This window comes from Flavobacterium erigeronis (genome assembly GCF_054075165.1).
Genome location: NZ_JBSKGP010000012.1, coordinates 16,005 through 35,885 on the forward strand (window position 1 = coordinate 16,005; position 19,881 = coordinate 35,885).

The 19,881-nt window shown below is 35.5% G+C and carries 15 protein-coding genes; 5 read left to right on the forward strand and 10 right to left on the reverse strand.

From position 1 onward, the window contains the following. Positions 1 to 92 precede the first annotated feature (92 nt). From mnmE to msrA, 4 genes are all read left to right on the forward strand, one after another. Positions 93 to 1,493, forward strand: a complete 1,401-nt coding sequence (gene mnmE, locus ACWA1F_RS20995) for a tRNA uridine-5-carboxymethylaminomethyl(34) synthesis GTPase MnmE (protein WP_456896623.1) — start codon at positions 93 to 95, stop codon at positions 1,491 to 1,493. A gap of 204 nt (positions 1,494 to 1,697) precedes the next feature. Continuing rightward, complete coding sequence (locus tag ACWA1F_RS21000) at positions 1,698 to 4,943, forward strand: AsmA family protein (protein WP_456896625.1); 3,246 nt, start codon at positions 1,698 to 1,700, stop codon at positions 4,941 to 4,943. A 159-nt stretch (positions 4,944 to 5,102) separates the two neighbouring features. Next, entirely contained in the window at positions 5,103 to 5,789 is a 687-nt protein-coding gene (gene rpiA / locus ACWA1F_RS21005; RefSeq protein ID WP_456896627.1) for a ribose-5-phosphate isomerase RpiA, read from the forward strand. A gap of 152 nt (positions 5,790 to 5,941) precedes the next feature. After that, positions 5,942 to 6,433 carry a peptide-methionine (S)-S-oxide reductase MsrA gene (msrA, locus tag ACWA1F_RS21010; protein WP_306156324.1) on the forward strand — a complete coding sequence of 164 codons (492 nt, stop codon included), beginning with the start codon at positions 5,942 to 5,944 and terminating at the stop codon, positions 6,431 to 6,433. Between the two features lie 117 nt (positions 6,434 to 6,550). Here msrA and ACWA1F_RS21015 read toward each other — a convergent pair whose 3' ends face one another. Together ACWA1F_RS21015 and ACWA1F_RS21020 are read right to left on the reverse strand one after the other, a co-directional pair. After that, the gene (locus ACWA1F_RS21015; RefSeq protein WP_456896629.1) at positions 6,551 to 6,814 is read right to left on the reverse strand and encodes a hypothetical protein; all 264 of its coding nucleotides are present in this window, start codon (positions 6,812 to 6,814) and stop codon (positions 6,551 to 6,553) included. A gap of 72 nt (positions 6,815 to 6,886) precedes the next feature. Next, the gene (locus ACWA1F_RS21020; RefSeq protein WP_306156326.1) at positions 6,887 to 7,108 is read right to left on the reverse strand and encodes a hypothetical protein; all 222 of its coding nucleotides are present in this window, start codon (positions 7,106 to 7,108) and stop codon (positions 6,887 to 6,889) included. Between the two features lie 502 nt (positions 7,109 to 7,610). Here ACWA1F_RS21020 and ACWA1F_RS21025 point away from each other — a divergent pair. Next, on the forward strand, positions 7,611 to 8,258 hold the full coding sequence (locus ACWA1F_RS21025; protein WP_306156327.1) for an outer membrane beta-barrel protein: 648 nt from the start codon (positions 7,611 to 7,613) through the stop codon (positions 8,256 to 8,258). Between the two features lie 104 nt (positions 8,259 to 8,362). Here the strand turns inward: ACWA1F_RS21025 and ACWA1F_RS21030 are convergent, their stop codons facing one another. The 8 genes from ACWA1F_RS21030 to ACWA1F_RS21065 form a co-directional block, all read right to left on the reverse strand. Continuing rightward, complete coding sequence (locus ACWA1F_RS21030) at positions 8,363 to 9,580, reverse strand: hypothetical protein (RefSeq protein WP_456896632.1); 1,218 nt, start codon at positions 9,578 to 9,580, stop codon at positions 8,363 to 8,365. A gap of 25 nt (positions 9,581 to 9,605) precedes the next feature. Beyond that, the gene (locus ACWA1F_RS21035) at positions 9,606 to 11,972 is read right to left on the reverse strand and encodes a TonB-dependent receptor (RefSeq protein WP_456896634.1); all 2,367 of its coding nucleotides are present in this window, start codon (positions 11,970 to 11,972) and stop codon (positions 9,606 to 9,608) included. A 109-nt stretch (positions 11,973 to 12,081) separates the two neighbouring features. Beyond that, positions 12,082 to 13,173 carry a heparan-alpha-glucosaminide N-acetyltransferase domain-containing protein gene (locus ACWA1F_RS21040; RefSeq protein WP_456896636.1) on the reverse strand — a complete coding sequence of 364 codons (1,092 nt, stop codon included), beginning with the start codon at positions 13,171 to 13,173 and terminating at the stop codon, positions 12,082 to 12,084. Positions 13,174 to 13,205: 32 nt separating this feature from the next. Further along, complete coding sequence (locus tag ACWA1F_RS21045; RefSeq protein WP_456896638.1) at positions 13,206 to 14,621, reverse strand: AMP-binding protein; 1,416 nt, start codon at positions 14,619 to 14,621, stop codon at positions 13,206 to 13,208. A gap of 17 nt (positions 14,622 to 14,638) precedes the next feature. Next, positions 14,639 to 14,881 (reverse strand): acyl carrier protein, encoded by a 243-nt coding sequence (locus ACWA1F_RS21050; protein ID WP_306157419.1) that lies wholly within the window; start codon positions 14,879 to 14,881, stop codon positions 14,639 to 14,641. A 413-nt stretch (positions 14,882 to 15,294) separates the two neighbouring features. Then, positions 15,295 to 16,701, reverse strand: coding sequence for an MATE family efflux transporter (locus ACWA1F_RS21055; RefSeq protein ID WP_456896640.1), 1,407 nt, complete (start codon positions 16,699 to 16,701; stop codon positions 15,295 to 15,297). Continuing rightward, positions 16,698 to 18,548 (reverse strand): IucA/IucC family protein, encoded by a 1,851-nt coding sequence (locus ACWA1F_RS21060; protein WP_456896642.1) that lies wholly within the window; start codon positions 18,546 to 18,548, stop codon positions 16,698 to 16,700. The genes ACWA1F_RS21055 and ACWA1F_RS21060 overlap by 4 nt, the downstream gene beginning before the upstream one ends. A 10-nt stretch (positions 18,549 to 18,558) precedes the next feature. Continuing rightward, positions 18,559 to 19,881: a lysine N(6)-hydroxylase/L-ornithine N(5)-oxygenase family protein gene (locus ACWA1F_RS21065; protein WP_456896644.1), complete on the reverse strand. Its 1,323-nt coding sequence runs from the start codon at positions 19,879 to 19,881 to the stop codon at positions 18,559 to 18,561.

Here is a 19,881-nt window from a genome sequence, read left to right on the forward strand (position 1 = left end):
TTAAAAATATCAATTATTTTAAAGATTTCTTTAGCGAATGGACGATAAGCTGCTATAGAAAATAAATTACAGTTTTTTTATACCTTTGCAGCATGATAAATCAAGATTCTATAGTTGCTTTAGCTACGCCTTCTGGAGCTGGAGCCATTGCCATAATTCGTATTTCTGGAGCTGATGCCATTGCAATTGGCAATTCGGTTTTTAAATCTATTAAAAACAAAGATTTAACCAAGCAGAAAACGCATACGTTGCACTTAGGACATATTGTAGACGGGAGCAAAACGTTAGACGAAGTTTTGGTTTCGGTATTTAAAGGTCCGAACTCTTATACGGGCGAAAATACTATTGAAATTTCATGCCACGGATCGACTTATATCCAGCAGCAAATTATTCAGTTATTGCTTCGAAATGGCTGTAGAATGGCCGATGCGGGCGAATTTACCTTGAGAGCTTTTCTTAATGGGAAATTAGATTTATCACAAGCAGAAGCAGTTGCCGATTTGATTTCGTCAGATAATGAAGCTTCTCATCAAATTGCAATGCAGCAAATGCGTGGCGGATTCAGTAATGAAATTGCCAAACTTAGAGAAGAACTTTTAAATTTTGCTTCTTTGATTGAATTGGAATTGGATTTTGCGGAAGAAGATGTGGAATTTGCTGATAGAACCCAATTTAATGAATTATTAAATAGAATCGAATTTGTTTTAAAACGTTTAATTGATTCATTTGCTGTTGGAAATGTAATCAAAAACGGAATTCCAGTTGCTATTGTTGGTGAGCCAAATGTTGGGAAATCGACTCTTTTAAATGCTTTGTTGAACGAAGAACGCGCAATTGTTTCGGACATTGCAGGAACAACACGTGATACAATCGAAGACGAATTGGTTATTGGCGGAATAGGCTTTAGATTTATTGATACTGCCGGAATTCGTGATACAAAAGATGTTGTAGAAAGCATCGGAATCAAGAAAACTTTTGAAAAAATCGATCAGGCTCAAGTGGTGATTTATTTGTTTGATGGTTTAAAGTTTCAGGTTTCAAGTTCCGAGTTTGTTTCAGAGATTGAGCAAATAAAGAATAAATATCCGCTAAAACCTTTAGTTATTGTTGTAAATAAAAAAGACATTTTGTCGACTGAAGAAGTTTTAAATATTACAAGCAAACTTGAAAATCTAAATGCAAAACTGCTATTAATTTCTGCGAAAGAAAAAATAGGAGTGGAGGATTTAAAAAATGAATTATTGTCTTTTGTAAATACTGGAGCACTTCGCAATAATGAAACCATTGTAACCAATACCAGACATTACGATTCATTATTAAAAGCTTTAGACGAAATCCAGAAAGTAAAATTTGGTTTAGAATCGGGTCTTTCAAGCGATTTAATGGCGCTTGATATTCGCGAAGCTTTATACCAATTTGGGTTGATTACCGGGCAGGTGTCAAACGACGAATTGCTGGGAAATATTTTTGCTAATTTTTGCATCGGGAAATAAGATTTATAAAATTTTCAACGTTAATCTTTTCACTGTTAACCTATTTTTTGACCACTTTCATTAAGAAGGCTTTAATGATATACTTTGTCATGTCATAATACAAAAGTTGATGCATTATGTTATTTTTGAGTTAATATCGATTTGAAGATTTTTTCATGGAAGTTAAATTGATATTTTTAAAATCTAAAAATATACTTTTTAAAAATGACCCTAAAGTTATTAAAGAAAACTGCCATAATTATTTCAACTTTATTTTTGCTTTTAATAATTGTTCTAACAGTTGTACCTTATATATTCAAAGATGAAATAACGGCTAAATTGGAAAGTTTAGCTAATGAAAAACTAGACGCAGACGTGCGTTTTGATGAAATTGGACTTTCTGTTTTTAAACATTTTCCAGCTTTAACGGTCTATGCAAAAAATGTTAGTATAGCCAATAAAAAGAACCATTTTACAGCAAGAAATGTTGTAAAAGCAGATAGAGTGTCAGCTGGTGTAAATTTTTACAGCTTAATAAAAGGCAGGATTGTTCTGGACGCTGTATATTTGGATCAAGCAGATTTAAATCTTGAAATTGATACTAAAGGGAATGCCAATTTTAATATTTTAAAACCCAGCACTTCTACAGATACTTCTGAGACAGAATTTAATATTAAAAGGATTGTTATAAAACAAACAAACATTTCATACAATGACAAAAGTGCCCTTTTAAAATTCAAGGTTCAGGATCTTAACTATAAAGGAATAGGAGATTTGAGTGCAGCACATTTTGATCTTGATTCTAAAGTAAAAATAAAATCATTCGATTTCAGTTTAAACGGTGTTGATTACGTTCGTAGTAAACCGATCAATGCCGAAATTACCACTTATATAGATGCCAAAGCGCTTAAATTTAAGTTTGAGCGAAATGTCATTCGTATTAGAAATTTTCCATTTTCATTTAATGGATCTTTTGCATTTATAAAAGGAGGTTATGATTTTGATTTACGCATGCAGTCTAAAAATTCTACTTTAGAAGAAATGCTTTCGCTTGTGCCTCCAGCTTATGACAAATGGCGTGAACAAATGACGATTACGGGAAATATTGATTTTAGAATATTGGCACGAGGCAAATACATGCAGGATCAGTCAGAGAAACCGGTTGTTTCTGGAGATTTGCAGATTAATAATGGTGCAATTGTTTATAAAAGAATTAAAGATCCAGTAAAAGACATCAATATATCGGCTAAAGCGCAGGTCAGAGATTTAGATATCAATAAATTAAAATTTGATTTGGATAATCTGTCTTTTAATTTGGATAAAAAGCAGACAGTAATTAATTTTCATTCAGAAGGTTTCAAAAAACTGAAAATCAAAACCGCTGTAAAAGCAGCTATAGATTTAGCAAAATTAAAAGATGCTTTACATCTGAACGACCATGAGATTCGTGGAGAAGTTGCTTTAGATTTAAAAGCCGATGGTGTTTTTTTGAGAGACTTAGGTTTCAGTCCGCGTTTAAATAAAATAGATACCATAATTAAAAGTATTCCTAAGTTTCAATTAAACGCAAGCTTGAAAAATGGATATCTTAAAAACATAAAGAAAACAGAGGCAGTAAAAAACGTAAATTTCAATTTGAGCTTAACAGCTAAAGACAGTATTTTACGCAACGTTTCGGGTAAAGTAACCAACTTGAATGCAGAGGCTCTGAATAATTTTGTCCACGGACGCTTTGAGCTTCATAAATTATATCCTTTTACTGTAGACACAGAATTGGAGTCTAAAATTAATCTGGCAGAAGTGCATAAATTTTATCCATTAGACAGTTTGGAGATTAAAGGAGATCTTAATTTAAAATTGAGTATGCATGGCATTTTAAACCGTAAGCAGAAAAAATACCCGTCATCAAAAGCAATCGTAAATATTAAAAATGGGTATTTAAAAATGCTTAAATACCCTAAAATACCGGTTGAAAATATAAACATAAATGCAACTGCCATAAGCCACAATGGCACTGGAGAAGATTTGAATGTAAAAATAGTGCCTGCGGAGTTTGTTCTGGCGGGATCACCGTTTAAAGTTCAGGGAGAAGTCAGCAATCTTTATGATTTAGTGTATAATATCAAAACTCAAGGCACTTTGGATGTTGGCAAATTAACCCAGATATTTCCATTAAAAGATATGAGCATTTCGGGAGTTATTCAGACCAATCTGATCGCAAAAGGCTCTAAAAAAGATATAGAAGCTAAAAACTACGGGAATATTAAAAATGGAGGAAAACTAGAAGCTAAAAATGTAGTGATCAAAAGCGCCATGTTTCCAGAACCATTTGAGGTTTCTAAAGGAATATTTAAGTTCTTTAAAGACAAAATGCGTTTTGAAGAATTCAATCTTACCTATGGCAAATCAGATGTTGTGCTAAACGGTTATATCCATAACGTATTGCGCTATCTATTTAATAGAAAGCATTTAAGGGAGTCCAACGAAAAACTTAAAGCAGATATTGAACTTTTCAGTAATCAGATTGACGCCAATGAGTTTTTTGATATGATTGCCAAATATACAGATCAGAAAGCGGAAGAAGAAGCCCTGCAGCAAACAGATTCTGCTGCTGTTAAGGCAATTTCTAAAAACACCACAGCTAAAAACAAAAATTACGTTATCAGGATTCCAAGCACAGCCGATCTGAAAATTGCAGCGAAAGTAAATAACCTTCAGTTTGATACCTATAAGATTAAAGATTTTACAGGAACTCTGGCGGTTAATGACCGAAAAATAAAGATAACAGAAGCTGCTTTTAGTATGGCAGGCACCAAAATTGAAATGTCAGGAGAGTATAAAGCTCTGCATAGACGTTTGGCTAAATACAATGCGAATTTTAAAGCTAGCAATTTTGATATCCAGCGTGCTTATGCAGAGATTCCGATCTTTGCTGAATTGGTTAGTATGGCTAAAGATGCTTACGGTTTGGTTTCGGTTGATTACCAGCTTGGAGGCAATATCGATCAGAATATGGATATTGATTTTAAATCTATTGATGGCGAAGGAACGCTGACTTTGGAAGATATTAAGTTTAAAAATTTTAAAATTTTAAACCATGTAGCGAAGAAAGCCGCTGCTGCCGACTTGGAAAAAGCTTCATTTAATAAAATTGCAATTCATTCTGCTATAAAGAATAATGTGATGACAATTACTCCTACAACTATGAAAATGGCGGGATTTAGAGGCAAACTCGAGGGGCAGGTTACTATGGATGGTAAAATAAACGTCGGGTTTCGTTTAGGATTGCCGCCAATGGGGCTTATAAATGTTCCGATGAAAATTACGGGTACCGCAGATGATTTTGAAATTTCGACAGGTAAATTTAAAGAAGATGAAACCTTTGCAGAAGAAAGCGAACTTAAAAATCTGAAGCCAGAATATCGCAGAAACAGAGTGAAAGACACTTTAAGTTTATCTGGAACAAAATAATGAAGGACTTTAAAGCACTATAAATTTTGTTTGGTCTTACTTTGATAATTGTTTATATTTAATAAAGTAGACGAAATATCAAAAGTCGAAATTACTTTAAACAACGACTAAAGCGATCATGCTTCAAGTAAAAGTTTATCTGAAATCCATTATTTTTTTATGAAAACAAAATCAGATTTTGAAAGAGAAAAGGAGCTTGCCGCCAAAGAAGCGGTAAAATTTATCGGAGATAATATGATCGTTGGTCTGGGAACAGGTTCGACCGCATATTATGCTATAATGGAAATAGGACAGAGAGTTAAAGAAGGACTAAAAATTAAAGCGATTTCGACTTCAAAGGAAACAGAAAAATTGGCAGCTTCTCTAAATATAGAATTGATTGATATAAAAACTGTCGATGCAATTGACTTGACAATTGACGGTGCTGATGAATTTACCTCTGAATTAATGATGATTAAAGGCGGGGGCGGGGCACTTTTTCGAGAGAAAATAGTGCTTTGTCTTACCAAAAAGAAAATTATTATTTCTGATTCTTCTAAAAAAGTGGGAATGCTAGGGAAGTTTAAAGTGCCTGTTGAAGTAGTGCCATTTGCTGCAAATTATGTGCTGAAGCAGATTGCATCTGAAGGTGGAAGCGGTGAGTTAAGGATGAAAGACGGCAGAGAATTTCTAACCGATCAAAGGAATTACATTATTGATGCGGACTTCGGACTGATAGATGATCCCAAGACTTTGTCGACATTACTAAATGGCATTGAGGGAGTACTTGCCCACGGACTTTTTATAGGATTGGCCGACCAAATAATTATGGGTGACGGTGATACTGTAATGGTTTTTAAGAAATGAAGCTGACATTTCTAAATGGATAAATTCTTTTACTTTTATCTATGACAGCATAAGATTTTGAAATCATTTCCATTTCTGTATTACGCATTATTATGCTAATTTTATATGCATTTAAAAATAGACAGATTATTAAAATTTCGAAAACAAATACTATGGAAAATTTGAAGAAAGCCTATATAGCTGGAGGATGTTTCTGGGGCATGGAAGACTTATTTAGGGTGCGTCCAGGAGTGGTAGATACTGAAGTGGGTTACATAGGAGGGAATAATGAAAATCCGACCTACGAAAATCACCCAGGTCATGCCGAAGGAATTGAAATTACATACGATACACGCGAAACTTCTTTTAAGGAGCTGCTAGATTACTTTTTCCGTGTGCATGATCCAACAACAGTAGACAGACAAGGAAATGACAGAGGATCAAGCTACAGATCGGCTCTATTTATTCAGAACGAAGAAGAGAAACAAACTGCAGAAGAAGTGATCAAAATAGTAGACGATTCTGGAAGATGGAATGGGCCTGTTGTAACTCAGCTGGAGCCTATTGCGAAGTTTTGGCCTGCCGAAGACTATCATCAAGACTATTTGGTTAAAAAACCAGACGGCTATACGTGTCATTTTGAGAGATTCGGGACGTTTTTATAAACGGAATAACATTCATTACATAATCAAAATAATCAAAGCTGTGCGGATTAAAGATCTGCACAGCTTTTTTTACGTTTATGATTAAAGTTGATCTGAATTGTGATTAGTGAAAAGCAACTAATTTCTGATCGTCAAATTTAGAGTACTTGAATCTGTTGCTTGATCCAGTATGATCAGATTAATATCAGATAGGAAGAGTAATGCGTTCATTATGCGGGTGTGCTGCACTTTTTCTGCCACAGGATTTTCGGCTGAAAAAGGCTCTCCGCCTCCAGATAGGAAAAGAATGATGCATAATTCTTCAAAAGGCACTAAGCGGCCTTGGTTCAAACAAATGTATTTATAGATTTGGGCAGGCAGACGGTAGGAATTGACAGTCATAACAAGCTTTTATTTTATATACGAGAACTGCCCAAAATTGGTTTTAAACTATCTTTAGTCTTCAGATTCCGTCTAATAGTAACTCTGCTCCAAATACGGATCGTAGATGTCAGTATCCCACTCTCTGTCATTAAAGTCATCGGCAAATTCTTCATCTGGATCGGGATCAAGAATGCTCTCGTTTCCGCGTGCGTCAATGCTGTCGCCTGATAAAAATTCGCAGTCAAAGTCTGGTTCGTCGTTAGGTCTGTTATATAAGGAAGTTATATTGTGTGATAATTGTGATGGCTTCATATTTTATTTCGTTACTGGTTTATAATGATTTATTGTAATCCAAAAATAGATAGACCAAGAACGTTTTAAATTACAGAATTATGTGGGGTTTTTATATAATTTTAAATGACAAGCAATGAGCGGACATATTTCTATTCCTGATTTTGAAGTTGTTATAAATTAAGTATTTCTACCTTTTTATAGAGTGCTATACCGCAAGTATTCAGCAAATTATTTATGGTTGTACTAAAACTGTACGGTCAAAAAATGGTTTCATTTTATAATTTGCAACATCATTGAACCCGTTTCTTTAGCGCAAAATGTTTTTGTAGGATAACTTTGGGTCAGATAGATTTAGTATAATCCTTAAAATCCCATGCCATGAAAGTAGTTTTAGATTTTTATCAAATCTGACTTTTAAAGCTTCTAGAAAAAGTGAATATCAAATAGGATTGATTCTATCTAATTAGACTAGAAACCCAAAGTAAAACAAATCATTTATTGTAAATTAAAATTAGAAATTATGAAAAAGTATCTTTTATTAACTGTTGTTTTTTCCTTTTCATTGACGCTGTCGGCGCAAAGTGCCCAGTCGTTTTTGCTTAATCTTTACGGAGGTTATACCTTTTCTGATAAAGTAGATTTTGATCGCTCATACGCACGAGTAGAAGATGGCTTTGAGTATGGTATAGGTTTGGAATATTTTATAATGGATAACGCTTCTGTAGAATTAAAATATAATAGGCTTGATACCAAAATGCCATTGTATACAAAGATTGCTTTAGATGGTGGAATTGCACCTGGAACTCAGGTGAACGCTGGAGATGATAAAGGGGCTATTAATTACATATTAGCCGATTATACATACTATTTCGGAGCCAGTTCTCAAAAGGCGCTTCCGTTTCTAGGTGCAGGTTTAGGAGTTGCAATTCTTGAATCGCCAAATAGTGGTAATGGGACTTATTTTGCATGGGAAGTTAAGGCTGGTGTAAAAGTAAAAACCAATTCGCCTCTTTCAATTAATCTTCATGCGTATCTGCAATCTATGTCTGCTGCTGTTGGATATGATTACTATTGGGACTACTATTGGGGACCAGTAGAAGTTGCTGATTATGCCTCAACCTTTCAATTTGGACTAGGAGCGGCGATTAGTTATGATTTTAGTAAGTGATAAAATCAAAACTGCAATAGAGTACCATTAAATATTAGAATAAGAAATAAAAAAGCAGGGATTCAATCCCTGCTTTTTTATGTTGTTTAAAATTTGAACTAGTCCTATCTCAATTTCCCAACAAAGATTAAACTACCGCCAAGAGCTTCAGAAACTGCTTCAAAATCAGCAGCACCTTTTTGCTTTAATAAACTAAATTTACCATCAGGAGCTGTGATATTTCCATAATATTCTACACCATCAATTGTACCTACAGTATATACTGTTCCATACTTTTCAAAAGAAGTAAAAGGCTCAACTTTTAAAGTTTTTAAATCTACAAGAGCAAATTTTGTTGGAGCATTGTACCAGTCAGCAGGTTTTGCAGGTGGAGTAAAAGTATTGTCTAAATATTGAGCAAGCGCTTTGTCTCCGTGAACATAAGCCACTACGTTTACTGAATGCGCATTTAAAGGTCCTTTTAAATCCACAAAAAAGTTAGGATCAAATGTTCCGTTTGGATTTACTTTTAAAAGTCCGCCAGCTGGTGGAGCTCCAGTAACTGTGCTGTAATCTAATGAAAGCGATGTAGCTCTTGAAGGTCTGTAGTACAAAGTACCGTCATTTCCTTTAGCAAACGTATCATAACCCATTGACATACGAGTATCTTTCACATAAGTAACAGCTTTTGATGCAATATCAAAAACGGCGATTTGAGCATATTGCGGAAACTTATTAAAATCTGTCGGAGTTGCAGCTACTGGCAAAATGATTTTTTTAGCAGAAGTTACATAACTCATATAAGTAGATGTCTTAACAGCAGCGTCATTGCTTAACGGCAGTGGAGTAACCGCTATAGTTTCTGTAATAGACATTGTTGTTGGATTGAACTTAATAATTTTTCCGTCATTTAAAGCGAAAAAATAAGCTTCTGTTTCAGATACAAAAGCAGGAGGTCCAAAAGTACCGCTAACACCAGTTCCTGCTAAGCTTAAAGCATCTGCAGACGAAATTTTCATGTCGTTGCTTACATTATATTTCGTTAACGTTGAAGCTGTACCATTCCAAACATAAGGATGCTCTCCATAAGAATATATTGTAGCCCCTGGACCAATCTCTGTCATTGTTTTATAATCCAGTGTTGAAGGAAATTTGTCGTATGCTCCTAAATAAAATACTCTTCCAGAAGGCGTATTTACACGAACAGATGCAATTACCGTAGGATTTTGACCTTGTTCTCCATCATCAGTTTTATTATCATCAGAACTACATGATGTTAATGAGAGTACCGAACACATTATGGCTAATGCGGCATTTTTTATAAAAAATCTATTTGTTTTCATAAACTTGTTGGTTAAATAATTATAATTAAAATTGAGTTACTAATTTGATATTAAATGCTCTTCCTGGCTTTTGCACGCCAAAAAAGTCATAATTTTTTTCGTTGGTTATGTTTTGTATTTCTGCTGTTAAGGCATATTTAAAACCGCGTAGGCTGTTATGGTAAGTCGCACCTAAATCAATGTTATACTGGCTCGGGATAACAAATGGATTTACAGAAGCGCTTTCCCAGCTTCTGAAAAATTCATAGACATATCTTGCATCCAGAAAAAGAGCCAATTTGTCTTCTTTGCCAATTAGGTTATGAAAAGAATAATTAGCGCCTCCGTTAGCAAAAAAATAAGGCTGGTTGGGTACTCTGTCACCTTTGTAAGCAGCAAATATTCCTTCGTCTGAATCATTGTAAAAATCTTGATAGGTGCTGTTGGCGTGAAATGAAAGTCTGTCATTTTTAGAAGTCCAGCTTCCAGAAACTTCAATTCCTTTAGAAGTCGCCGCAAATACATTTTGATAGATATTATTACGATCCAAAGCAGGAACAAATAAAATCTGGTTGTCTATTTTTCTTAAAAATACATTCGTTTGAGCCTGCCAGCTGCTTCTTTCGGCATTTGTTTTAGACTTGAAAAAAAGCTCAAAATTGAAGTTATGGCTGCGTTCTGGTTTTAAATTTAAATTGCCTTGAATAAATTGGCCGTCTCCGAACAATTCGTCTGTCTGAGGCAGGCGTGTAGCATATTCATACGTTAATCTTGTAGAAAACTGTTCACTAAATTTGTAGCGGAATCCATTTCCAAAACCAAAATAATTCACACTTCTGTTTTCTTTTATCACGGTATTATTAGAAGGTATTTTTTCTTCAGAATTGACTTTTTGCAGATAATTTTTAACAAAAAGAATATTTTCTAATTTTTCATTAAAGGCATCTATTTTAAAATCAGCTCCATTTACCCAAGTAAACAAATCTCGTATAGCACTTGCCGGATCATAACCTGTAATAAGTCTGTCGTCTCCAGTTTGTTTGGAATAGGTAGGGGCTGAAGTAAAACTTACGGCGTATTTATCGCTAATTTTCCATGAAGCTTTCAGGCGTGAGAAAATATCATTATTCCAAGTATAAGTATCGCTTGGTCCAGTAGATTCAGAAATTTCACCGCTGACATTTCCAGCAGAACCTTCAATACGTTCGCCATACCAATTGTAAACATAATCAGATACATCTGTAAATTGGCGTTCTCTGTAATTGTATCCTGAGATAATGTCTAAATTAAAATTTTCGCCAAAGTCATTGCGATAAGTAAGTACAGTTCCAGCTGCTTTTCGATAGGTCATAACTTCTCCATAAGGAACTCCAACCATTAATTGGTTGTGCTGAATTTCTTTGCTGTAATCCGTATAAAATCCTTCTATGCTCAGTTCTTTTGCCCAAGTTCTGTCTTTTACACCAGTTATCAGCTGTATTCCATAACCTTCGTAGGCATCATGAAATCGAGGTACCGTGACTTTTTTAAGCTTTCCGGCATTATCGGCAACATCAACATCTACTTTATAGTTGTTTTGTGAGGTATCATAAAATCCGCTTCCTTTTATAAAAAAGCCAGTATTTTTATCATAATTGCTAAGTACTAAAGAGGTTCTGTAAGTTCCAAAAGATCCCGCCTGCGCTGCAAAAGATCCGCTGAAACCAGATTTAATTTTCGGAGTAATTAAATTGACAGCACCGCCAAGTGCATCTGCTCCAAATTCGATAGGAACGACACCTTTGTAAACTTCGGCGCGATCAATTAAATTAACTGGAACTGTCGAAATTCCGAAAGTATATCCGTGATAATCCAAAGGAATTCCGTCTAAGAAAAAACGGATTTGATTTCCTGTCAGGCCATTCATCGAAAAATTGGTTCTGGAGCCCAAACCACCCGTGCGTCGAATATTAATACCCTGTGTCTGGGCAAGAACTTCTCCTAAATCGGTAGTTTTAAACTTCGCTTCCTTCATTTCTATTACAGAAACAGCTTGTGCTGTTTCCTCTTTTTTCTGTTTTTCAGATACACCTTTTACAAAGACATCATTTAATTTCTCTGCATCTTTTGATGATTTTTCAGCTTTTTCTAACGCTATATTGATAGTAGCATTTGAACCTTCTAAAAGAACGGTTTCTTTTTTCGAAATATAGCTCTCCAAACTAGCTTCAATTGTATAACGCCCCATAGCTGCATTTTCAATTTTATAGAATCCGCTGGCATTTGTTTTAACATTTATTTCGGTGCCTAAAAGCTGAATGTTAACTCCCGCTAACGGGTTTCCAAATTCATCATTCACTTTACCAGAGATCGTGTTTTGAGCCATTAAAAATGTCGTCGACAATAAAAAGAGCAATGCTATTTTGAGCTTCATGAAATATACTTAGAATTAAAAACTATTCTTATTTAGAATAAATAAAGCTTCAAAAGTATGAAATTATCTATTAATAATATCCAAAGGTTAAATAAAATATATTAAAAATTTAATTTAGAGCTTCTATAACTTTTGTTTTCTGTTTCTTTTTTCTCAGGAAATCTATAAGTATCTGAACGGAAAAAGTCAGAACGATATACATAACAATTAGCGTCAGTACTGTGGTTATTCCGTTCGATCTGAAACCGAAAATGCCTTTTCCCCAAGAAATTAATATCCATTGCGTCATATACATGGTCGTCAGGTTCTTGCTGCAATATTTTAAAAGCCTTGTAAATTTATTTTCTTTGATGTTTACGGATATTTTAAAAAGAATCCAAAGGAAAATCAAGGTCCAGCCCGCGAAATAAATAACCCCGCCCGGACCCATGTGGTAAAATCCATTGTAATTGTAATCTCCATAAATAAAAACTAAAGGAGCGCCAAGAGCAACAAACACAAAGCCGATATACAGCATCTTTTTAAACAACTGCGGTCTGTTATAATCCAGTTCCTGATACCATTTTCCAAAGAACATTCCGATGATAATAAAAGACATCCAAGGAAAAACTGGAAAATAAACGTATGCTGGAAAATCATTATTGAAAAGAAGATCTAACACATAATTAACCACTGGAATATCAATATTGATACCGCTGACTTCTCTGGAAACTAATGCTATCAACATTCCTATAGCTAAGATTCCATATTTGTTGGTAACATATTTTCTAATAAAACCAACGAACAGCAAAGACATTCCTGCCAATTGCAAAATATCGCCCAATAACATCAGATACACATATTGCTGTTCTATTGGTCCGTGCCAGCCGTATCTCTGAATGAAATTATCGGGTGCAAAACCAAAAAGCACAGGAAAAATGAACTTTAAAAAATTCATTAAAAGTGCCGCGCCCAAAAGCAGTACGCCGCGCGTTATAGAACTTTTCAGACTTTGATGGCGCGAGGTCATAAACGTTATTCCCATACAGATTAGAAATATAGAAGTTCCTCTGCCTAAAAAGACAATAAAAACCCCAATAGCACTTTCTGATTGCGATTTTACATCTGCAAATGTCAAGAGTGTATGTATAATAATCATTCCAATGACACTCATTCCTTTTATCAGATCAAGTGCTGGAATTCTTTTGCTTTGCTGTTCCATGGTTTTGTATTTTAGTTATTCAATAATTGAAATTATCCAACAGCTGTTTTTGCTGCTGCAAATGAATTTTCGTTTTCGTTAATATTTTTATGAATTGCAGGATAATTGACTTTACCGTTAACTGTAAGAGGCACTTGGTCGAAATAATAGTTTTTTATCGAACTGGCATGCAATCCCAATTTTTCCTTTGTTACTTGAGTTATGGTTTCGCGCGATAAAGTTTCATCCTGATGTATTACGCCCAGATATTTATCCTGAACACTTATACAGATAAAGGTTTGCCCGCCCAACTCATTTTTCAATAAAACTTCAACTTCGTCGAGGTTTAAGCGCATTCCAAACAATTTCATAATGCGTTTGATACGTCCCTTAATATGGTAATAGCCCAATTCATCTTTTTCTGCTAAATCGCCAGTATATAGTTTATCAGTTTCATCATAATGCTGTAAATCAAAGATGTTGTTGGCATAACCGCCAGAAACATTTGGACCGTAATAAATCAATTCTCCAGTGTTTTCATCAATTTCAAACCTTCCGTTTTTTACTGGAAATCCTATAGAAGTTCCTTTATCCTTAAAATCGTTTGGCGGCAAAACAGCCATTCTGCCGCTGGCTTCGGTTTGTCCGTATTGTGCAAAAAACTGTTTGTTGTATTTATCAGTATAATTTGAAATCACATTTGCCAGTTCTTGATTGAGCATTCCGCCCGTATGAGTCAGATAACGTAATGTTGGAGTATCTTTTTTAAAGAAGCCAAAGCGTTGCAGCAACTCATAAAAATAAGGAACGCCGCTCAATGTAGAATAGCCATATTCTGCGAGATCTGACCAAAATTCTTTTTGAAGCACATCTCTGTCGGTACACACAATGGTTTTGGCTTTGATGCAATTGGTTGTAAAAATCGAAAAGCCGTACACAAAATTAATGGGCACATTTAACGGAACAACATCGTGTTCCGTTATTGGCATGTACTCCATAATAGATAAAGCATTCTGAACCAAGTTATGATCTGAAATCTTAACAAATTTGGGCGAACCCGTAGTCCCAGACGTACTCATTAAAAGTTTCACATCGCCATGAATAGGGTAGAGGCGAATTTCTTTTCTTTTAAATAGAGAAATGTCTGCAGAAACCTGCTTTAAATCATAACTTTCAACTTCCGTTCTTGACGGATCGAAGATATAAGCGGGCCTATATTCATCTTCCAGGTTTTGTTTAAACTCAGGGTGCAAACCCGCATTAAGCAAAGCCACGGTATATTTTTTTTGATAAAAATTCAAAAATGTTTCAATTGCCGGCAGCTGATTGTCATTATAAATAAAAACAACCGCACGCAGATCTTCAATATCTAACGATTCGTGTATTTGCTTAAACGTTTTGACAACTTTGGTCTTTGCATCTATAAAATTTAATTTTTTATTCTTTTGAATTAAATCATAAAGTTCCATACTTTTTTCTTTTGAAATTATTGGATTTCTACACCGTTTTTCTTCAGTATTGCTTTTATTTTATCGATGTTTCCCATTTCCAGAATATCTTCCATCGGAATGGCTATGTCATAAAAACGCTCTAGTTCTTCAACCAAAAGCAAATGGCTCATAGAATCCCACTCGACAATTCCTTGATATTCTAAATCAGGCGTGATTGATTCTACTGGTATTTCAAATGCAGTTGCAAATACTTGATGTAATTCTTGTGTGGTACTCATAATGATGTTATTTTTTAATTTGTTTATATTATTTAATTTTAATCTGTTTGATGTAACCAAATATTTTTTTTGGAGCTAATCCCGCTATACGTTACAATCTTTTGTGGTCTCGTTTTTTTACGAGACCACAAAAGGATTTCCACTCCTATCGGGGCTAGGACATTCCGTTTCATAAGAACGTTTTCGTTCAGTTTGTCATTTCGAGGCACGAGACCCGAGCGATAGCGAACAGGCGAAGCAAATCTCCGCAAGGAACTCGACAAAGATTGGCGAATATCTGAGTGGAAATACTAGAGTGATCTCTCCTTCGTCGAGATGACAAACTTTGTGGTTACTAACTCATCTTTCAAACTCAAAAACCTATTCCCGATAGCTATCGGGACTATGTGTTTAAAAAAATATACTATTCATTCTTAAACTTTAGCCAGCTTCCATTTTCCTGTTCTAAATATGGTAATACAGCCAAAAGCCAAAACCAGTTCAGAAATTAATATCGCAGCAAAAATGCCTTTTGGACCAAATCCCAATGCGACTCCAAACACAAACGAAAGCGGTATTTGGATCACGTAAAACATGAGAATGTAAAGCAGTGTCACAATCATAACTTTTCCCGCCGCATTAAGCGCTCTGGAAATAACCATGGTGTAGCCAAGCAATACATAAGCGAGAGAAATAATGTGAATGTAAGTCGTGCTGTGATCAATCACTTCCGGTACGTCTGAAAAGATTCTGACAACCGGATCTGCCATAAAAATCCATAGGATAGCTACCGAAATCAAAAAGCACATATTAATCATTCCGGCTCTCCAAACCGATTTTTCGGCTCTTTCAGGCTGTTGTGCACCTAGATTTTGTCCAGTTAAAATTCCTGCCGCATTTCCTATTCCCCAAGCAGGTGTAGTGACGATCGATGCCACGCGCTGTGCTATGATATAACCTGCAAGTGCATTGCCTCCAAAATGAGAAACAATTTTAATCATAAACAGCCAGCTCGATGCGGGAATCAAATACTGTAGCATACCGCCAAAAGCAAGTCTAACTACTTTTTGAAACGTTTCGCGGTGAAGCGCCAGTTGCTGTTTCCCAATTTGAAGAATGGTAGAACCTTTAATCAAATGAAACGCCTGATAGCCAACCCCGACAAAACGGGTTACGGCTGTAGCGATACCAACTCCCAATAATCCGTAGACGGGTATTGGTCCCCATCCAAATATAAGGAGCGGACACAAGAGAATATTTAATATATTCGAAAGCCAAAGCGTTCGCATCGCCATAGAAGCATAACCCGCGCCGCGCAGAATTCCGTTTAAGGCAATGCGGATAATGATAAAACCGCAGCTGGCAAACATTACTTTTGCGTACAAGCTTCCTTGTATTATACTCGCTGGAGAAAGTCCCATTAGCCCCAATATTTCATCGCTCCATATAAAACAGATGATGCTGATTAGAATACCGCAGATTACACTGATGTTTATGACTTGTCCCGCAGTAATACTTGCCTCCTTAAAATTCTGTTCGCCAACGCGTCTTGCAATTAAAGTAGAGGCAGCAATGCTCAAACCAATGGAAACCGAATACGAAAAACTGATAACAGATTCTGTAGAACCCACAATAGAAACCGCTGCAGCGCCCAATTTGCTTACAAAAAACAAACTGGCACAAACAAATACAGATTCCATAACCAGCTCCAAAACCATAGGAACAGCCAGCAAAACAATTGCCCGATTAATACTTCCCGAAGTGAATTTTTTTTCTCTGCCTAATACCGCTGTAACAAACAAATCGGTATAAGATTGAAGTCTCAATACAGCTGCCTTCATGATTGGTGTTGTATTGTTTCACTGATCTCTGTAAACTCGTTCATTTCGTATTGCCTGATGACGTAGAGCGGATTAGGAAGTTTGCTTCCTTTTTTTGGCACAGCAAAACCAGTTTGTTCCGCATAACCATTATTAAGAAGTTTTAAACTATTGATATAAAAGCGCTTAAATTCAGGCTCAAAAAGATTGTACTTTTCAAAACGATCTATCAAATGTGGATTGTCCTGCTGATATTCTTCAATTGATCCGATTACGGTTTTCCAAAACAAATGTTCGTCATAATCCATATAAGTATGCAGAATGTCAGACAAGTATCTAAAAAAGGCATCAAAAACTCCAATCAAAATAAACAAAGGTGTATTTTCTTTATTAGAAGATTGAATCAGACCGTCTTTAAGATCGTCTGGTAATTTTGATTTGGCTTCTTCTGTCAAAACAATATCATCAACAAAATCTTTTATAATGATACGTTGCGGAATTCCATTTTTCATAACTAAAATAATATTCTCGCCATGAGGTGTTACACATAAAGAATGCTGATAATAAATGTGTAGCAAAGGTTTTAAATAGGCTTCTAAATATTGCTCCAGCCAGTTTTGAGTGCTCAGACCGGAAACATTTATCAATTCCTGCAGAAAAGGACGATCGTTATTATCGATATATAATAAAGAGGCCATTGTCATTAAATTTTCTTCAGGTTTGCGGTATTTCTCGGCACTTTCTCTCCATAAGGCACCCAGCATTTCACGATAATGATACGGACTGTCAGCTATGGCATTGTACTGCGGATGACGATACGAAACTGTAGCCACTTCGCCTAAAAGAACTACTTCTTTTTCCTCAAAATAAGGATCTTTTTCGAGCATATCTTTTACCCATTTGGTAACTCTTGGCGCAATATCCATTTGTTTTGGAGAAAGTCCGCGGATGTTTCCGGTGCTCAAAATAGAGATCGCCGTTTTTACATAATGTTTCGACGGATGACTTAAATTAAAGAAAGTTCGAATACTTTGCTGTGGCGAATATACATCGTCGCTTTTGCCCAAAATCACTAAAAATTGATTGGCCAAATCCTGATGAAACTGCAGTAAAATTTTATTGTTTAACTGCCACGGATGCACGGGAATAAAAACGTAATCTTCAGTCGTAAGTTTCAGACTACGAAGCTTTTCCTGAAATCCTTTATAAACTTCCGCGCCTAATTCTGCTGCATAAAAATCATCAAAATGGATAGTTTCCAAAGAATTAAATAAAGCTCTTTTTTTATGAGCAGCAAGCCAGTACAAAGTCGTATTCTTATTGGCTTCGGGAGCATAATTGTGATATTCGCTATTATTGAAACCAACGCGTCCTTTATTGGCAATAACCCACGGATGACCTTCCATTTGATGTTCGATAGTCTGGTAATCGGCTTTTGTCAACTCAGCCGCGCTCAGTTTTTCTCTTGTGTACAAATGCGCATCTGCATATAAGGTATTGAGAAGTTCTTCGGTGTATTTTGCCGATGTAAAAGAGTCGATGCCAAAGGTTTGCTGCAATTCCATAAAAAACAAAAGAACATCTTTCGCGGAAGCGGCTATATTATTTTCCCATCTCTGGATACTTTCTTTTTCAATATGCCAATATTCCAAAAGTCTAGGATAAGCAGAAAAAGTGTAGTAAACCTCTGGACGATCTGTAGCCAGTTTAAAATGTTTAAGACCATCTTTTTCACTGCCAGTGATAGTAGGTTTGGCAACATCTTCATGCATTAATTCTGCTAAACTTTTGGCTAGCAAATTAAGATTTACCTTTTCCCAAACGGGAGCGGTAAAAACTTCGAAGTGTGGTATTATTTCTAGATTCATTTTTGAGGGATTAAATACTAATTTCGGCTGCTTTTTCTGTGGCAATATGCGAGAGGTCAAAATCCTGAAAAGCAATTCTCTTTTCTAATTTATAGACCTCACGTTTAGCGACTTCGTTAATGATATAAGAATTGCGATAAGCACCCATTCCTAGATCTGATGAAATGTAGCTGTGCGTATGAATTTCTGCGTTTTGTACAAAAATTTCGCTGCCATTGTTATCGATAGTGTAGTTTCTCTTAACATCATAACTGCCAGTCGAAGTTCTGCTAATTCGGTGTTGGATATCTTTCAGAAATTGAGGTTCTTGATAATGATATCCAGTTCCTAAGATTACATAGTCGGTAGAATCAGTAAATTTTTTCTGCTGTTCGATCTGCTCCAGATGCAATTCATAATTGCCATGAAGCCCTACGGTTATATCATCCAATTGAATATTAGGCCTGATTTTTACGCCAATGTCGTCGTTGTCTACGCTAAGCGCATACATGTGATCGTAAATCTCGTTGAGCAAATCAAAGTTGACTCCTTTAAATTGTGATTTCTGACGATCGAGCATAACCTTACGAGTCGAAGCCGGCATTTGATGAAAATAATCGATGTAATCTGGCGAGGTATGTTCTAAAACAAGCTTAGAATATTCCATTGCAAAAAAGCGGTCGGGGCGCGAATACCAATTCAGTTTTAGGTTTTTACGTCTGTTTTGAAGCAGATCAAAAAATACTTCGGCAGCACTCTGGCCCGAACCAATTACGGTAACAGTATCTTGTTCCAGAATTTCTTCTTTATTAAAAAGATAGCTAGATGTATGGCAGACTTTTTCCATTTCTTGCAAATCGACAAAATCTGGAAGTATCGGTACAGTGCCCGTTCCTAATACTAGTTTTTCACAATAATAAACTTTGGTCTGATTTTCATCTTTATGAAAAACATGCAGTTCATAAAGTCCGTCTTTATAATAAATCTCTTTTACGCTCGATGAAAAACGGCAATTATTCAATTGTTTAATTACCCATTGACAGTACATATTATATTCTTTACGAAGGACAAAGAAGTTTTCTCGGATAAAGAATTTATACAAACGATCTGTCTTTTTAAGAAAATTTAAAAAACTAAACTTGCTTGTTGGATCAGCCATTGAAACGCAGTCGCATAAAAAAGGAGTCTGCAGTGTAACATGGTCAAAAAGCAAACCTGGATGCCAGTTGAATTGTTCTTTTTGGTCAAAGAAAAGTGATGAAACGTCTTCTACAGGTTCTAACAAAGCGGCTAAACCCAAATTAAAAGGCCCGATTCCGATTCCGATTAATGAATATATTTTACGATCTTCCAT

Bases quoted from the DNA above. Each gene is read 5' to 3' on its own strand.
- mnmE (WP_456896623.1), top strand. From the start codon at position 93: ATGATAAATCAAGATTCTATAGTTGCTTTAGCTACGCCTTCTGGAGCT.
- ACWA1F_RS21000 (WP_456896625.1), top strand. From the start codon at position 1,698: ATGACCCTAAAGTTATTAAAGAAAACTGCCATAATTATTTCAACTTTA.
- rpiA (WP_456896627.1), top strand. From the start codon at position 5,103: ATGAAAACAAAATCAGATTTTGAAAGAGAAAAGGAGCTTGCCGCCAAA.
- msrA (WP_306156324.1), top strand. From the start codon at position 5,942: ATGGAAAATTTGAAGAAAGCCTATATAGCTGGAGGATGTTTCTGGGGC.
- ACWA1F_RS21015 (WP_456896629.1), bottom strand. From the start codon at position 6,814: ATGACTGTCAATTCCTACCGTCTGCCTGCCCAAATCTATAAATACATT.
- ACWA1F_RS21020 (WP_306156326.1), bottom strand. From the start codon at position 7,108: ATGAAGCCATCACAATTATCACACAATATAACTTCCTTATATAACAGA.
- ACWA1F_RS21025 (WP_306156327.1), top strand. From the start codon at position 7,611: ATGAAAAAGTATCTTTTATTAACTGTTGTTTTTTCCTTTTCATTGACG.
- ACWA1F_RS21030 (WP_456896632.1), bottom strand. From the start codon at position 9,580: ATGAAAACAAATAGATTTTTTATAAAAAATGCCGCATTAGCCATAATG.
- ACWA1F_RS21035 (WP_456896634.1), bottom strand. From the start codon at position 11,972: ATGAAGCTCAAAATAGCATTGCTCTTTTTATTGTCGACGACATTTTTA.
- ACWA1F_RS21040 (WP_456896636.1), bottom strand. From the start codon at position 13,173: ATGGAACAGCAAAGCAAAAGAATTCCAGCACTTGATCTGATAAAAGGA.
- ACWA1F_RS21045 (WP_456896638.1), bottom strand. From the start codon at position 14,621: ATGGAACTTTATGATTTAATTCAAAAGAATAAAAAATTAAATTTTATA.
- ACWA1F_RS21050 (WP_306157419.1), bottom strand. From the start codon at position 14,881: ATGAGTACCACACAAGAATTACATCAAGTATTTGCAACTGCATTTGAA.
- ACWA1F_RS21055 (WP_456896640.1), bottom strand. From the start codon at position 16,701: ATGAAGGCAGCTGTATTGAGACTTCAATCTTATACCGATTTGTTTGTT.
- ACWA1F_RS21060 (WP_456896642.1), bottom strand. From the start codon at position 18,548: ATGAATCTAGAAATAATACCACACTTCGAAGTTTTTACCGCTCCCGTT.
- ACWA1F_RS21065 (WP_456896644.1), bottom strand. From the start codon at position 19,881: ATGGAAGATCGTAAAATATATTCATTAATCGGAATCGGAATCGGGCCT.